Annotated in this window: 14 protein-coding genes; 9 read left to right on the top strand and 5 right to left on the bottom strand. The window is 40.2% G+C overall.

Going from position 1 to position 16,239, the window contains the following annotated elements:
• Window positions 1-83 precede the first annotated feature (83 nt).
• The 4 genes from GD002_RS11420 (at window position 84) to GD002_RS11405 (ending at window position 5,754) form a co-directional block, all read left to right on the top strand.
• The gene (locus GD002_RS11420; RefSeq protein WP_153732493.1) at window positions 84-1,160 is read left to right on the top strand and encodes an undecaprenyldiphospho-muramoylpentapeptide beta-N-acetylglucosaminyltransferase; all 1,077 of its coding nucleotides are present in this window, start codon (window positions 84-86) and stop codon (window positions 1,158-1,160) included.
• A 182-nt stretch (window positions 1,161-1,342) separates the two neighbouring features.
• The gene (locus GD002_RS11415; RefSeq protein WP_153732492.1) at window positions 1,343-4,153 is read left to right on the top strand and encodes a 2-oxoglutarate dehydrogenase E1 component; all 2,811 of its coding nucleotides are present in this window, start codon (window positions 1,343-1,345) and stop codon (window positions 4,151-4,153) included.
• Window positions 4,154-4,251: 98 nt separating this feature from the next.
• On the top strand, window positions 4,252-5,478 hold the full coding sequence (gene odhB / locus GD002_RS11410) for a 2-oxoglutarate dehydrogenase complex dihydrolipoyllysine-residue succinyltransferase (protein WP_153732491.1): 1,227 nt from the start codon (window positions 4,252-4,254) through the stop codon (window positions 5,476-5,478).
• Window positions 5,479-5,553: 75 nt separating this feature from the next.
• Window positions 5,554-5,754 carry a DUF6501 family protein gene (locus tag GD002_RS11405; protein ID WP_153732490.1) on the top strand — a complete coding sequence of 67 codons (201 nt, stop codon included), beginning with the start codon at window positions 5,554-5,556 and terminating at the stop codon, window positions 5,752-5,754.
• Between the two features lie 465 nt (window positions 5,755-6,219).
• Here the strand turns inward: GD002_RS11405 and GD002_RS11400 are convergent, their stop codons facing one another.
• Window positions 6,220-7,410 (bottom strand): toxic anion resistance protein, encoded by a 1,191-nt coding sequence (locus GD002_RS11400; RefSeq protein ID WP_153732489.1) that lies wholly within the window; start codon window positions 7,408-7,410, stop codon window positions 6,220-6,222.
• Window positions 7,400-8,059 (bottom strand): 5-bromo-4-chloroindolyl phosphate hydrolysis family protein, encoded by a 660-nt coding sequence (locus GD002_RS11395; protein WP_153732488.1) that lies wholly within the window; start codon window positions 8,057-8,059, stop codon window positions 7,400-7,402. Before GD002_RS11395 ends, GD002_RS11400 begins: the two co-directional genes overlap by 11 nt.
• Before the next feature lie 254 nt (window positions 8,060-8,313).
• Here GD002_RS11395 and GD002_RS11390 point away from each other — a divergent pair, with 254 nt between their 5' ends.
• Complete coding sequence (locus GD002_RS11390; RefSeq protein WP_153732487.1) at window positions 8,314-8,607, top strand: DUF1033 family protein; 294 nt, start codon at window positions 8,314-8,316, stop codon at window positions 8,605-8,607.
• A 209-nt stretch (window positions 8,608-8,816) separates the two neighbouring features.
• Window positions 8,817-9,017, top strand: coding sequence for a cold-shock protein (locus GD002_RS11385; protein WP_009496637.1), 201 nt, complete (start codon window positions 8,817-8,819; stop codon window positions 9,015-9,017).
• Between the two features lie 99 nt (window positions 9,018-9,116).
• On the opposite strand, the gene GD002_RS11380 is transcribed toward GD002_RS11385, so the two are convergent.
• Window positions 9,117-9,788 carry a hypothetical protein gene (locus tag GD002_RS11380; protein ID WP_153732486.1) on the bottom strand — a complete coding sequence of 224 codons (672 nt, stop codon included), beginning with the start codon at window positions 9,786-9,788 and terminating at the stop codon, window positions 9,117-9,119.
• A gap of 102 nt (window positions 9,789-9,890) precedes the next feature.
• Entirely contained in the window at window positions 9,891-11,489 is a 1,599-nt protein-coding gene (locus GD002_RS11375; RefSeq protein WP_153732485.1) for an ABC-F family ATP-binding cassette domain-containing protein, read from the bottom strand.
• Between the two features lie 147 nt (window positions 11,490-11,636).
• Here GD002_RS11375 and GD002_RS11370 point away from each other — a divergent pair, with 147 nt between their 5' ends.
• The 3 genes from GD002_RS11370 to GD002_RS11360 all read left to right on the top strand — a co-directional run bounded on the left by GD002_RS11370 (window position 11,637) and on the right by GD002_RS11360 (window position 15,104).
• Window positions 11,637-12,815, top strand: coding sequence for an MFS transporter (locus tag GD002_RS11370; protein WP_153732484.1), 1,179 nt, complete (start codon window positions 11,637-11,639; stop codon window positions 12,813-12,815).
• Window positions 12,816-12,891: 76 nt separating this feature from the next.
• Complete coding sequence (locus GD002_RS11365) at window positions 12,892-13,848, top strand: LCP family protein (RefSeq protein WP_194841576.1); 957 nt, start codon at window positions 12,892-12,894, stop codon at window positions 13,846-13,848.
• 26 nt (window positions 13,849-13,874) lie between these two features.
• The gene (locus GD002_RS11360) at window positions 13,875-15,104 is read left to right on the top strand and encodes an AI-2E family transporter (protein ID WP_153732483.1); all 1,230 of its coding nucleotides are present in this window, start codon (window positions 13,875-13,877) and stop codon (window positions 15,102-15,104) included.
• A gap of 30 nt (window positions 15,105-15,134) precedes the next feature.
• Here the strand turns inward: GD002_RS11360 and GD002_RS11355 are convergent, their stop codons facing one another.
• Window positions 15,135-16,091: a substrate-binding domain-containing protein gene (locus GD002_RS11355; protein WP_153732482.1), complete on the bottom strand. Its 957-nt coding sequence runs from the start codon at window positions 16,089-16,091 to the stop codon at window positions 15,135-15,137.
• Between the last annotated feature and the right edge of the window lie 148 nt (window positions 16,092-16,239).

Raw genomic sequence — 16,239 nt, 5'->3', positions numbered from 1 at the left:
TATCTTGATTTATCAATACACATTGTACCATGAAAGACGGAATGAACATCATCTTACATAATCGACAGGAAAGGATGGGAAGAATGAAGCGACCGGTAATCGTATTAACAGGTGGCGGTACTGCAGGGCATGTATCCGTCAATCAAGCTTTAATCCCAGAATTTTTGGGTAAAGGATATGAAGTGCATTATATTGGTTCCCACGATGGAATTGAAAGTGAATTAATTGGTAAGGGACATCCTGAAGTTGTCTACCACTCCATACAGAGCGGGAAGTTGCGGCGTTATTTTTCAATGAAAAACTTTACCGATCCATTTCGGGTAGGGGCAGGCACTCTACAAGCCTTGTCCATTATTCGAAAGCTGAAACCAGAAATCATCTTTTCGAAAGGAGGGTTTGTTTCAGTTCCCGTCGTAATGGCAGCTAAACTTGCGAAGGTGCCTGTCGTGATTCATGAGTCTGATGTGACGCCTGGTTTAGCGAATAAATTGGCACTACCGTTTTCTTCGCAGATCTTCACGGTATTTGAACAAACATTGCAATATGTTCCGTCTGGGAAATCCACTTGCACTGGCCCTATTATTCGGCCTGAACTTTTCAATGGCAGTCGAGAAGAGGGTTTGCGTCTAGCAAGATTGACGTCTGAGCGTCCTATTTTTATTGTCATGGGGGGAAGTCAGGGCTCTGCTGTATTGAATGATGCGATACGCAATGCGTTACCGGAACTTTTGAAAAAGTACCAGATCATTCATTTGTGCGGGAAAGGAAACGAAGATGGCCAATTGAAAGAGTTACCTGGTTATGTACAGTATGAATATGTAACGACGGAGTTACCTCATTTGCTGGCGGCTGCTGATTATGCTATTTCACGAGCTGGGTCTAACGCGATTTTTGAACTGTTAGCCATTCATAAGCCTATGTTGCTAGTTCCGTTAGCTGCTTCAAAGAGTAGGGGGGATCAAATACTAAATGCATCGTATTTTGCTTCAAAAGGGTTAGCATTACAAGTAGAGGAAGAACATCTCGCTGACATTCCAATGGAAAAACATTTCAGAAATCTGGAGAAAGAAAAAGCTCGATTATTGTCAAATATTGAAAATACAACCGAACCAAAAACGCCCGGAAAAATGGCTGAAATGATTTTGTCTTTTCAGAAATAAAAAACAATAGATATACCTTTGTCAAAAGGTTTTTCGCTATTTTCCACTGTTTTTCATTGGCTTTACAGAAAAGTTCACAACTTTGTATTAATCCCTTTCAGTTCTAAGATTTGCGTGCTATTATTGTATAGAAGTATATAAAATAAACACAAGCCAACAGGCAAATGTGGAGGTCATATTACATGTCGAACAATGTGGATTCCCATCGTTCCCCGTATGCAGCTTTTTCGGGTCCAAACCTTGGGTATGTAATGGAAATGTATGATCTGTTTAAAACAGATCCGGACGCGGTAGATCCTGAGTTAGCAGAGCTATTCAGGAATTTTGGTGCGCCTCCAATTGAGGAGACGGAAGAGGGAGTAGTCGTAGCGCAAGGATCGCAGACAGATTTGCGCAAAGTACTTGCGGTCTACTCTTTATTAGAAGCCATTCGCTCTTACGGGCATCTTGCAGCCGACATTTATCCATTAAACGATCGACCAAAGGATACATCACGTCTTGAACTTTCATATCATGGATTGACAGAGAGCGATTTAGTTGGATTGCCAGCTTCCTTGTTCTTAAAAAATGTGCCTACAACAGTGCACAACGGACTGGACGCAATGAATTATTTGAAGTCCTTATATACGGGTCCGATTGCATATGAATTTGCTCACTTGATCGATGAAACAGAGCGTACTTGGATTCAATCAAAAATTGAAAATGGTGAAATACAGTCAAACATGCAAGGAGAAGAGAAAAAACAACTTCTTGAGCGATTGACAAAGATTGAAGGATTTGAGAAATTTATCCACCGTACGTTTGTTGGTGCGAAACGTTTCTCTATTGAAGGAGTAGACACGCTCGTCGTATTGATCGATGAATTAGTTCGCCGTTCCGAAGAAGCAAAAGTACAAAAGATGTTGATTGGAATGGCTCACCGTGGACGCTTGAATGTGTTAACACATAATCTAAATAAACCATATGAAATGATGTTTGCTGAATTTGCAGGCGTGCCCGCTTCACCGTTCTTGCCTAAAGATGGATCATTGGAAGTTACACGTGGCTGGTTTGGCGATGTGAAATATCATATGGGTGCTCTTTATAAAGGCGAATCTGGACTAAACCGTTTCTTGGCTTACAACCCTTCTCACTTAGAAGTAGTAAACCCTGTTATTACTGGACAGACAAGAGCTGCACAAGAGAACACAGATGCTCCTGGAATCCCGAAACAAGATACAAATGCAGCGTATGCAGTACTTGTACATGGAGACGCAGCATTCCCAGGACAAGGTATTGTACCAGAATCATTTAACTACAGCCGTGTACGTGGATTCCAAACTGGTGGATCGATTCATGTAATTGCCAATAATACGATTGGTTTTACAACAGAATTTTATGATTCTCGTTCGACACACTATGCATCTGATCCAGCAAAAGGCTTCGAGGTTCCTGTCTTCCACGTGAATGCAGATCATCCTGAAGAAGTGCTAGCTGTAGCGAAATTAGCGTTTGAATATCGCCAAAAATTTGGCAAAGATGTATTGATCGACTTGATCGGGTACCGTCGTTACGGACATAATGAAATGGATGAGCCACTAGTTACAAATCCGGTGATGTACCATGAAATCCACAAGCATCCAACAGTCCGTCAATTATACGGACAGCGTCTAGTAGAGCAGAAGATCATGACAGATGAAGAAGTCAAACAAATGGATCAATCCGTTATCGCAATGATGCAGGCAGCATACGACCGTGTGAAAGAAGAATCGGTGGATGCACCAAAAACTTCTAACGCAACACCAGAAGCAGTGCTTGCTGGACTGCCACGCGATCTGGAAACAGGCGTCTCAGAAGAACGTCTTCGTAAAATGAATGAAGAGCTATTGACCTATCCATCTGACTTTACTGTATTCAGTAAATTAGATAAAATTTTGAAGCGACGTCAAGAACCATTTAACGGAAAAGGTAAAATCGATTGGGCTCATGCGGAGCAACTAGCATTCGGTTCTATTTTACAAGATGGTAAGCCAATTCGTATGTCAGGTCAGGATATCCAACGTGGTACATTTGCTCAACGTCATTTGGTGCTACATGATGAAAAAACAGGTGAAGAATTCGTTCCGTTGCATCATATCGGCGGCTCTAATGCTTCATTCGTAGCTTACAACAGCCCATTGACAGAAGCTGGTATCGTTGGATATGAATTCGGCTATAACTTAGAAGAAGACAAAACAATGTCCATCTGGGAAGCGCAATATGGCGATTTCTCTAACATGGCACAAGTAATGTTCGACCAGTTTGTTTCATCTAGCTATTCAAAATGGGGTCAACAATCAGGTCTAGTTTTATTATTACCACATGCATTTGAAGGACAAGGACCAGAGCACTCTAGCTCTCGTATTGAACGATACTTGCAATTATGTGCTGAAAATAACTGGACAGTTGCGAATATCTCAAGTGCGGCAAACTACTTCCACGTCTTGCGTCGTCAATCATTGATTCTAGGTAGCGAAGCAGAACGTCCTTTGGTTATCGCAACACCTAAATCTTTATTGCGTCATCCATTAGTTGGAGCAGACGTTAATGATTTAATCGAAGGTCACTTCAAAACCGTTTTAGAACAACCAGGTACTGGAACGAAACCTGAAAAGGTCAAGAAGATCTTGTTTGCGAGTGGTAAAATGGCAATTGATCTTGCAGAAAAGATTAAAGACGGAGAAGGATTCGATTACCTACATGTTATTCGTGTGGAACAGTTGTATCCATTCCCATCCGAAAAAATCCAAGAAATCTTGGCTCGCTTCCCGAAAGTGAAAGATTTAGTATGGGTACAAGAAGAACCTAAGAATATGGGTACTTGGTCGTTTGCACGACCATATCTTCAAGAAATAGCTGACGGTAAAGACATTTCTTATGTTGGCCGTATTCATCGCTCAAGCCCATCTGAAGGCGACGGTGCTTCTCATAAGAAAGAACAAAATAGAATTATTGAAGAAGCTTTGAAAAAGTGATATAACAAGTAAGGAAGCTTTACATTACCAGTTAAAAACTACTTTTATAAAAGTAGCTAATCCGTGAAAAACGGTATACCTACGAGGAGGAATTTATTGTGGCAGAGATCAGAGTACCTGAACTAGCAGAATCGATTACAGAAGGTACAATTGCAAAATGGTTGAAACAACCTGGTGACAACGTGGATAAAGGTGAATTCATCGTTGAATTGGAAACAGACAAAGTGAACGTCGAAGTCATTTCAGAAGAAGCAGGTGTCCTGTCTGAACTACTGGCTGCGGAAGGCGACACAGTTGAAGTTGGCCAAGTTATCGCGATTGTAGGCGAAGGTTCAGGTGCACCGGCACAGCAAGCTCCACAAGCAACAGAAGAAGCAGCGCCTGCAGCACCAGCTCAAAAAGAACAAGCAGCTCCAGTTGCAGCAGCTGAGGAAACTACTTCTTCAGACCGTACGATTGCAAGCCCTGCGGCACGCAAATTAGCTCGCGAAAAAGGTATTAACTTAGCAGATGTTTCACCTGTAGATCCTATGGGCCGTGTACGCGCACAAGACGTAGCAGCGCACACGAATGCTCCTAAAGCACAGCCACAAGCAGCTCCAGCTGTAACGAGTTCAAAGGACGACGGACGCATTACAAGAGAAAAAATGACTCGTCGCCGTCAAACAATCGCGAAGCGTTTGCTTGAAGTGAAACAGTCTACAGCGATGCTAACAACATTCAACGAAATTGATATGACTAACGTGATGGCACTTCGTTCACGTAAAAAAGATCAATTCTTTGAACAAAATGATGTGCGTCTAGGCTTCATGTCATTCTTCACGAAAGCAGTAGTAGCTGCATTGAAGAAATATCCTTATGTGAACGCTGAAATTGATGGCGATGAAATCCTGTTGAAAAACTACTTTGACATCGGTATCGCAGTTTCGACTGAAGGTGGATTAGTCGTACCGAACGTAGTAGATGCAGACCGTAAAAACTTTGCTGAAATCGAAGCTTCTATCGGGGAACTTGCGAAAAAAGCACGCGATAACAAATTGACAATTGCCGATATGACAGGCGGTTCGTTTACCATCACAAATGGTGGAGTATTCGGTTCACTATTGTCTACTCCGATCCTAAACGGTACGCAAGTAGGAATCTTGGGTATGCATACAATCCAAAAACGTCCAGTAGCTGTTGGAGACAACATCGAAATTCGTCCAATGATGTATGTTGCACTTTCTTACGACCACCGTGTTATTGATGGGAAAGATTCAGTAGGATTCTTGAAAATGGTCAAGGAATTGATCGAAAACCCAGAAGATCTACTATTAGGTTCTTAATCGTCTAACCAAAAGAAGCGACCCGTGAGTGAACGGGTCGCTTTCCTATATAAACTTGAAAGGAGCACATTGCCAATGTCCTATCTAAATTGGGTAGAAGCACCCACTCTTAAAACCGTTACTTGCCTACACACCGATGCAGAAAAATACGTAGTAAACCATATGTTAACAGCAGGGAAGACGTATGAAGTGAAGAATGAAACAGATGAATTCCTCTTTATCGTCGACAATTCAGGAAAAGTAGGCGGCTATTACAAAACGTACTTTTCGAATTAATAAATTATTCTAAAGAAAAATTAGAAAAGTGCATAGGTACCGTTGATCTACGTTCCAGGCGGACGCGTTCTGCGGGGTCTCACCTGTCGAGTTTATCCCGTAGGAGTCGTCGCCTTTCACTACGGTCTACTAGCGTATTTTGCTGGCTTAAGCGAATTGCTTTCCATATACAGAGACTTCTGACTACAATAAATAATATTTTCTAAGTTTACTATATAGGGAATGGAGCGGAAGACGGGCGAAGGGCAAATTATGTACCTCCAACGCTTCTCTTATACTCGCAAAAGCCGTTCTTCGTGACAGCTTTTCCTGTGGGATTAGCGTGATATGTGAGACCCTTGACTGAGCGAATCAAGGGAAGCCGACTCACCGAAAACGTACGCCTGAAACGAAAATCCCAGACCGCTCACTAAGTACGTTTTTAAGCACATATTTTGGGAGCAGCCTTTTAAAAAAAACCGTCCTTTACGAAGGACGGTTTTTTGACTCTTCATATACAGATAATAATCGGTTTTTGAGATCTTCTTCCATTCGAGCGATCTCTGTTTCGGCTGCTTTTCGTTTAGCACGTCCGTCCGCTTGAATGACAAGTGTCTCTTCAATGGTTTGAATCAAGTTCTCTTGAGTCTTCTTCAACGTGTCAATTTCGATTAATCCTTTTTCGTTTTCTTTAGCCGTTTCAATCGTATTCGTTTTCAACATCTCTGAATTACGTAACAATAGATCATTCGTAGTCTTCGTTACGAGTTTCTGAGATTCTACCGCTTTTTGTTGACGATTCAACGTTAAGGCAATGGCGATCTGATTTTTCCATAATGGAATAGCTGTCATAATAGACGCTTGAATTTTTTCAGCTAGTGTTTGGTTTGTCTGCTGAATCATTCGGATTTGGGGTGCACTCTGGATCGTAATCTGACGAGAAAGCTGTAAATCATAGAGACGTTTCTCTAAACGATCCACAAACTGAGCCATATCATTTACTTCCTGAACCATCATTTGATCATTCGCTAACTCCGCTTTTCTGTGTAGCTCAGGAATGATCGTATTGTTGATTTCATCTACTTTTAATTCTGCAGCTGCAATATAGACATTGAGAGCTTGAAAATAGGTTTTATTTTGTTCATATAGATTATCAAGCATCCGCACATCTTCCATTAAACCACGCTTGGAATGTTCTAGTTGCACACCAATTTTATCAATTTGTGTACCAAGTTTTTGATATCTCGTCATCACTTCTTGAACAGAACGTGTCGCTTTACTAAATAGGCGACTCAAGCCCGATTTCTTCTTCTCTGATAAATCATCAGGATCAATCTCGGATAATTTATTCATCAGTTCATTCAACACATCACCAACCGGACCAATATCTTTACTTTGAACATGATCCAGCATTTTATGGGAAAAACGAGATAATTCATTTTGTGCATTGGCGCCATACGTTATGATCGCTTCATAATTACCTACAGGAATTTGTGAAGCCAACTGTTTCGCCTTGTCTTGTTCTTCCTTTGAAAGTCGATCAACAAGCTTAGTAGGAGCGGAGCTTTCTGCAAGTGTGGATTCCATTTCTTGTGGCAATAAGCTCGCATCCATATCAAATGGATTGCCAAGTAAGTCATCAACTGTTGTTTCTGCTTCAAAATTTTTATCTGTCATTAGAGTGTTCCCCTTTCGATTCAAGCAACGGTTTATCTTTATTAATCGTGACGCCTACAAAATCTATTTCCATTTGTAGCTGTTCTAAGTCTGTAGCCACAGCATTTCGTAAATCCTTTTCTAGCTCTTGATTCAGATCGGTCAATGTCTCACGTGTATGTTGAAGAGCTACTTTGATTTCTTGATCTTTTAACGGTTGATTTACCAGAAGACCATATTTAGACGTCAGTTCTACTGCTGAATCCAAATGAGCATAGAAAAACGTTTCCACTTGATAAAACTTCCGTGGATTGGATTGAACAATCTTAATAATCCTTCTAGCCATCGTCGTCATATCATATACTTGTCTAAATGCTTGGATGGAGCGAACTTGTCCATACATGTTGGCTAATCGTTTCAATTTTTTCTTAGATTCTGTAAGTTGATATTGAATATGTTTATATTCAGAGCGCGACATACCAAGTTGTTTTAAATTGGAACGTAATTGTATTTCTTTGACGGCAACAATTCCACCTGCATACAAAGAAACTCCAATTGCGGAACAAACAATAAAATTCAGACCCGTACCAGCCAACAGTCCAAACCAAGCCAGGAAACTTGTCGGAGCCATGATCATATGTCTCGTAAAGAAATTTTTCACTTTATTCATAATGGTTCAGGCCACCTTCCATCTTTCTATACATTACTTACGGATAAACAGCAAAAAAGTTTCATTAGTCTAAACAGGGAAGGGCATCATGCTTCACTGTACTTCTTACGATATTTGTTCCTATAGTAATTATAGCCGAAAGTAGACAAAAACTCATATATTTCGCCGTGACAATCTTTTTACTTTGCTAGTGCGAAATGATTTGCTAGAATTAATGTCATTCATGCATAGAGAGGCTAAAGGGGTGCATAGTAGTGTATGAAGTGATTTATATGAAAGCAGATTTTGAACCATGGTGGATGTTCGAGGAATGGAAAGATTATATACTCTCTACAAAAACGTTTCCTAACCAAACGGAAATGGAACAATACGTAAATGAATTAATACTACAAATGCAACAACAATTTGAGTACTATGAGACACGTAAAGGTTGTTTTCACTCATTTTGGTCGACTTCTGAGAAACAATATTGCGAAGGATGCGAAGGGGACCTGCAAATATATCATGGCATTATTATTTTACAGCATGGTCAACCTAATATATCGTAAAAACATTCTGTAAGTTTGTATGTTTTTTATTGACATCCAACCCATTTATGTTATAGTTATTATAAGTAAACTTATCGAACGACCGTATGCTACTTGATTCACCTATTACAAAAGTGATCGGCAACGTCGGTACTTTTTGTAATATGTGAATTTTTTTATGTGGAAGTTCATATATTAACAAGTACTTATTTATTTTTGGAGGTTATCGAATGAAACAAGGTACAGTAAAGTGGTTTAACTCTGAAAAAGGCTTCGGTTTTATCGAAGTTGATGGAGAAGACGATATTTTCGTACACTTCTCTGCAATCCAAGGCGATGGATTCAAATCACTTGACGAAGGTCAACAAGTGGAATTTGAAGTCGTTGAAGGAAACCGTGGTTTACAAGCAGCTAACGTTGTGAAATTATAATCCACTAATGAGAAGGCGCCTTATAATAGGTGCCTTTTTATGTGGAAAGAAGGCCTCCCTAAATTCAATTAAATGAGTTTAGGGGGGCCTCTTCATTTGTTAATCTTGTTTTGTAACAGTCTCTAATAGCGAGGTCACAACAAGCTTCTCGTCTGTCGTCATGATGGATTCTCTTTTTACTTCGCCAAATCCTTTTACTAAATAGATTCGATTAATGAAATCATCGCCCTTTTGTTCCATGACCACAGCATCATCAAATTTTTGATAAGGGGTATCAACAGAAATATTCGTTTCTACAATAGTCCAATCATCAAAAGTTGTGCCTTTCTCTATAGGTCCCTTTAAATAGATACGGATGGGTGTTAATGCCTTCAATTCTTCTTTTGACGGTATTTGTCCATCAATTTGAATCGGTTCCTCCTGAAGGACTTGTATTTCGTCTCCTTCTAGTTTGTACACTTTTTGAATAAATGAACCGCCATTATTTTCATGGACGACTACATAATCTTCAGCTGGAGAATTGACAGAGATATCTAATTCAGCGTATTCATTTCCTTCTCCTTTATAATGTGCATTAGATCCATCCGGAAGAAAGTAGTCCAGTAAGGATAGATCTGTCTTTTCTCCATGTTCCTGTTCGATCTTCCCATTATCAGCTGGTGGATGTTCTTTCGAGCTGCTATTACCATCTAATGACGTAGCAGGCTTAGAAGAGCAACCGCTCATTATCAACAACATCACAAATAAAAGAATGAATCCATTACGTTTCATGTAAAAACCTCCTTTATTTTGTGGTATTCCCTTAGTGATCTTAAGTATTCATAGAGTTATCAAAAAAACCGCTTTCTCTTTAGAGAAAACGGCAGTAAAATTTTATGCTTTTTGATTTTTCCATTCCAAATACTCATCGTATGACATCATTTTATCGAAGATCGTTCCATCGTCATTGATTTCAATAATACGATTGGCAATCGTCTGAATGAATTGGTGGTCATGAGATGTAAAGAGCATCGCGCCTTTAAATGCGATTAAGCCATTGTTCAAGGCTTGAATAGATTCCAAGTCCAAGTGGTTGGTCGGCTCATCTAATAATAAAACGTTCGCACTTGTCAACATCATTTTGGACAACATACAGCGAACTTTTTCTCCACCAGACAATACGCTAGGCTTTTTCTTTACTTCTTCACCCGAGAATAACATACGACCCAAGAATCCGCGTAAGAATGTTTCCGTTTCATCTTCTGGAGAGTATTGACGTAACCATTCCACTAACGTCTGCTCTGATCCTTCAAAGAATTCGGAGTTATCGATAGGGAAGTATGCACGTGTAGTTGTGACACCCCATTTGATGGAACCTTCATCTGGCTCGGTAACTTCAGCTAGCATATCAAGTAATGCAGACTTAGCAAGTGGATTACCAAGTAACACGACTTTATCTTCTTTGCCTAGTGTAAATGTGGCATTTTTAATATACGTTTTACCATCTACAGATTTTGTAACATCTTTAATCGTTAAGACGTCATTTCCAATTTCACGACCCATTGTGAAGTTCACAAAAGGGTAGCGACGTGAAGAAGGTTTAATGTCATCTAACTCAATTTTTTCAAGTGTCTTTTTACGAGAAGTCGCTTGTTTGGATTTCGAAGCATTCGCGCTGAAACGAGCGATAAATGCTTGTAATTCCTTCACTTTTTCTTCTTTTTTCTTATTTTGCTCTTGAGATAGCTTTAACGCAAGTTGGCTAGACTCATACCAGAAGTCATAGTTACCTGCGTAGATTTGAATTTTACTAAAGTCCAAATCCGCAATATGTGTACATACTTTATTCAAGAAATGACGGTCGTGGGAAACCACAACGACAGTATTTTCAAAGTTGATCAAGAATTCTTCTAACCACTGGATAGCTTTTAAGTCCAAATGGTTCGTCGGCTCATCGAGAAGTAAGACGTCTGGTTTTCCAAACAATGCTTGGGCAAGTAATACTTTTACTTTATCCGATCCTGTTAACTCGGACATTTTCACATGATGCAAACTTTCTGGAACGCCTAGACCTTGAAGGAGAACAGAAGCTTCAGATTCTGCTTCCCATCCGTTTAGCTCGGCAAATTCACCTTCTAATTCCGCTGCACGCATGCCATCTTCATCCGAAAAATCTTCCTTCATGTAGATCGCATCTTTTTCTTTCATCACGTCATAAAGGCGTTTGTGACCCATGATGACCGTTTCCATTACTTCATGTTCTTCATATTCGAAGTGATTTTGCTTCAATACAGCTAAACGCTCATCTTTACCCAAGATCACGTTACCCGTTTGCGGCTCAAGCTCACCTGAAACGATTTTGATGAAAGTAGACTTACCCGCACCATTTGCTCCAATTAATCCATAGCAATTGCCTGGATTGAATTGTATATTGACGTCTTCGAACAGTTTACGATCGCCGAAACGAAGACTTACATTACTGACTGCTAACATAATTAAATCCTCCTAAATTCACAATGCTCCTATTATACATGAAAAAACGTTGGAATGGAATGTTTGGACTGGTACTGATTGCATTTTCGGTTTACGATAAGAGGCGAGAGAAATAATCGCTGGATTTACGGAAAAGGAGTTCTTTCATTGCGCTCAAAAACATCACAATTCATTTTGCTTCTCGCTATATTTATCGTAGCGCTGAATTTACGTCCGGCGATAACGTCTATAGGACCCATGCTGGATATTGTTCGGGAAGATTTAGCCTTGTCCAACACGCAAGTCAGTTTGTTAACTGTTATCCCTGTCATTTGTATGGGAGTGTTCGCTATGCTGGCCCCAATTCTAAATCAATCTATCGGTCTGCACAAAACGATGTACTTGATGCTGCTCGTACTGGCGATCGCAACGGGACTTCGATTCGTAGTCTCATCGTTTACTTACCTTTTACTTACAGCGCTAGGCGTCGGGATTGCGATTGCAGTAATTGGACCGTTACTTTCCGCATTGATTAAACAATATTTCCCGCATCACGTGGCTGTGGTTGTAGGAATCTATTCTTTTGGTATGGGCATGGGAGCTACATTGAGTACCGGATTAACTGCTGTGTTTTATGAAGCTTCGGATTCATCGTATGCATTTGCATTAGCCATTTGGTCCGTACTTGCCATTGTGGGAATCATTGCTTGGAAAATTACTGCATCTCATCCACTAGAAGTGAAACAAGCGACCGAACTAGCAATAAAAAAAGGGGAGAACCCATGGCGAAGCAGAACTGCCTGGAGTTTTCTATTATTTTTTGGTTTGCAATCGGCATTGTTCTTTTCTATTTTAACTTGGCTCGTGCCAATCGCTGTTACAAACGGCATGACACTCTTACATGCGGGGACATTACTCAGTATGATGACAATCGTTCAAATCGTTATGAATATTGGCTTTCCGATACTCTTACAGCGCTTCGCTTCTAGAACACCTGCACTAGTAGGAATCTTACTCATCGGTATGTTGTCAATTGCTTTTATGTGGACAGCACAGCCTATTCTGTTTGCTGTTGGCGTTTTATTAATGGGTTTTCCTTTAGGAGGGCTATTTCCGATCGCGTTACTAATGCCGATGGATGCCACCGACACAGCAGAAGAAACCAATACATGGACCGCGATGATGCAGACAGGCGGGTTTATTATGGGTGGAATTCTCCCTTTGTTCATTGCGATGCTATATGATTACACAGCAAATCATCAAGTTACCTTATTCGTATTTCTCCTTTTATTTGTGGCTATGCTAGTACTAGCCTTACGAATCGGAAAATCTACTCGTAAAGCGTAAATACGAGACGCAACCCGTAGTAGACAAAAACGTCTTTATTACAGAACTAATGGGATAATGGAGGAATGAAAGCCAAATGGATGAACACTTGGAAGAACAGCTGCCGCGTCGCAGAAGAAAGAAGCGCAAACTCCGGATCGGCAGGGTTATTTTTGCGTTCCTATTGCTATTCTTCATTGCAATTTCGGGGTATTCTTATGTGCAATACAAGCAAGGAAAAGCAATGACAGCTGGCAACGTAATTGACCCTGGAGACTTTCAAGGTGATCTACTAGATCCTCAAGATCCCACAACAGAGAATTATTTGCTGCTTGGAATTGATAATGATGGATCTGGAAAATACCGAACCGATACGATGATGGTGCTTTCTTGGGATCAAACTGCGGGAACTGCGCGTCTGATCTCGTTTATGAGAGATATATATGCCCAAATTCCGGGGTATCAATCATACAAATTGAATACTGCTTACTATCTGGGAGGCGTGCAAACCGCTAAAGAAACTATTACAGGAATGTTCAATATCCCGATTCATCATTATGCAGTAGTGGATTTTGACAATTTCGAGTCTATTATGGATATCACGTTCCCTAAAGGATTAGAAATAGACGTAAAGAAAGAAATGTCTGAAAAGATAGGCGTAACGTTAACACCCGGAACTCAGCGACTGAACGGCAAAGAACTGTTGGGATATGCAAGATTCCGCGCAGATACTGAAGGAGACTTTGGTCGAGTAGCTAGACAGCAGGAAGTGATACAAGCCGTAAAGAACGAACTTTTTAGTTTGCCTACTATTTTGCAAGCTCCAAAAGTGGCTGGTGCACTCCAGAACTTTGTACAAACGGATCTAACCTCAAAAGACGAGTTGACAAAAGTCTTGACGGTTATGGCAAAGCGAAAGCTGGATCTTGAGACGTTGAGAATCCCTGTAGAGGATAGTTATTCATTCACTTCTTATCGACATGCAGGGTCCGTTATTGAAGTGGACTTAGAGAAAAATAGGGAAGCGATTCGTTCCTTTTTAGCATCTCAATGACGTACTGATTGGAGGGAAATGAGATTTTGAGACAGCCACCAAAAAAGAATTCTTTAAAGGATTTTTGGTCTATTCGTTCAGCATCACCGATCGTCGGATTTCTTGGTGGTCAATCTACACTGTTTGTACTTCTTTGCCTATTGCTTATTGGATTGATCATCTTCATTTTCACTCAAGTTTCATTCATTTTTTATCCAATTCGAGTGTTTTTCTCTACCGTTGTGTTGCCGGTTGTTCTGGCAACGATTTTATACTATTTAATGAGACCTATACTTCGTTTTTTGGAAGTTCGTGTACGCATTCCGCGTGTGTATGGAATTTTAGTGTTATTTTTAGCAGCCGCCGGATTACTAACATTAGTTATTTTCTTAGTGTTACCCTTCTTGCGTGTACAGACAATCAATTTATTCGATGAATTTCCATCCTATTTCAAACAACTTATTTTGGATATGGATCAATTTTTGAGAAATTCCGTATTTTCCCCCGTATATGAAGGATTTAATTTCAATGTCAATACGTTCTTGGATTCGGGTTTTGAAAGTATTGGAAAGTTTTTCACAGAAACACTCGGGGGAATTGCTTCTGGTGTCACCTCGTTCATTTCTGCATTAACAGGGATCATTTTAAGCTTGATTACGGTACCACTCATTTTGTTTTATTTACTGAAAGACGGCGAAAAGCTACCACAAATGATTTTGCGTATGCTACCGCCTCGTTTGCGTGACGATGCTATGATTATTTTCAGGGATGCGGACAGACAGATTAGTGCGTATATCCAAGGGCAAATTTTAGTAGCCATCGCAATCGGCATCATGGTATCAATAGGATTTCTTATTATAGACATGAAATACGCATTGTTGCTCGGTGTGCTGGCGATGTTTACTAGCATTGTGCCTTATCTAGGACCTGTCATCGCGATCACACCCGCAGTCATTATCGCGATTGTGACTTCTCCTTTCATGCTTGTGAAGCTAGCAATTGTCTGGACGATTGTTCAAGTGATAGAAGGAAAATTCATATCTCCGCAAATCATGGGGAAATCACTACATATTCATCCGATCACGATTATCTTTGTGTTGCTAACTGCCGGCTCATTATTCGGTGTAGCTGGTGTGATTTTAGGGATACCTTCATACGCATTGCTGAAAGTCGTCGCCACGCATGTCTTTTATCTATTTACTCTTCGCTACAACCGTTTTGAAACGGAGGAAGAGATGTATTATGAAACTACGGAAGATGTAAATCACATAGAATAACCCGCCGACATTGTCAGCGGGTTTTCTATTTCATGGAGTTTCGTATATAATTGTGCCAGTTTTAGATAAATCATAGCCACCAATTGCACGGATTTTGTCCTGAAAACTTATGGAATTCAACGTTTCAAGGATCATATCCCGAAGATTTTCATTGTCATCAGTTTTCAAAAGCACCACATCGTACTGTTCTTGAATTAATGGAATAAAATCGACATTCATGAGATGTGCCGTTTTTTCTATTCCCACTCCTACGTCCGCTTGTCCTGAAGCAATACGTGCAGCTACTGCCATATGATTTAACTCCTCGTCCTCGTAACCTTCTATTGACGGAGCGACAATATTAGCTAGCCTCAACTGCTCATCTAGCAAAACACGCGCGCCTGAACCTTTCTCACGGTTGATCAAGCGGATGCCTGATTGTTTCAAATCCGACCAGGTACTTATCTGTTTCGGATTGCCTTTTTGTACATATAATCCAGCCATTCTACCTAATAAATTAACGACTAGATACGAACGACCTGTTAGCAAACGCGTAACATACGGTAAATTATACTGTCCCGTTTCTCCATCAAACAGATGTGTACTGACGATATCGGCCTCTCCTTGATACATTTTGACCAAGCTATTGAGACTGCCTGCAAAAGAACGCAGGGGACGATAGCCAATCTGTGCGTCCTCAATATAACTTGCTAAAATATCTAAACTCAAATCTTGCCCACTTATAATGACCGTTGATTTTTTTGTTAGATTAGAAGGTAGATCGGGATTGACGTTCTCTATAGGTTGTGGATGTGGAAAGTCACCACCGCTTTTCAGGCGTTCTTTATAAGCCGTCAAATCCACTGCATCCACTCGCATTTGGCGTCCTACACGATACGCGCGTATTTCTCCTTTTTTAATGAGATCGTAGACCGTCAGTTTTGAAACTTTCAGTAATTGGGCAATTTCTTCAGTCGTATACGATACACTACTTTCTGGATTGCTCATTTATTTAACCCCCCATACACTTACATCTATCTTCCGTCATTCCTATAAAAAATGCAAAATTGACAAGTTTCTAAAAGCATATTATGATAATTCTACATATAACTAAACATAACTAGTTATATGTAGTTATATCTAAACAAATTAGGAG

This window comes from Sporosarcina obsidiansis (genome assembly GCF_009651005.1).
In the GTDB taxonomy this organism is placed as follows: Bacteria; Bacillota; Bacilli; order Bacillales_A; family Planococcaceae; genus Sporosarcina; species Sporosarcina obsidiansis.
This window is presented reverse-complemented; position numbering and strand designations above follow the sequence as displayed.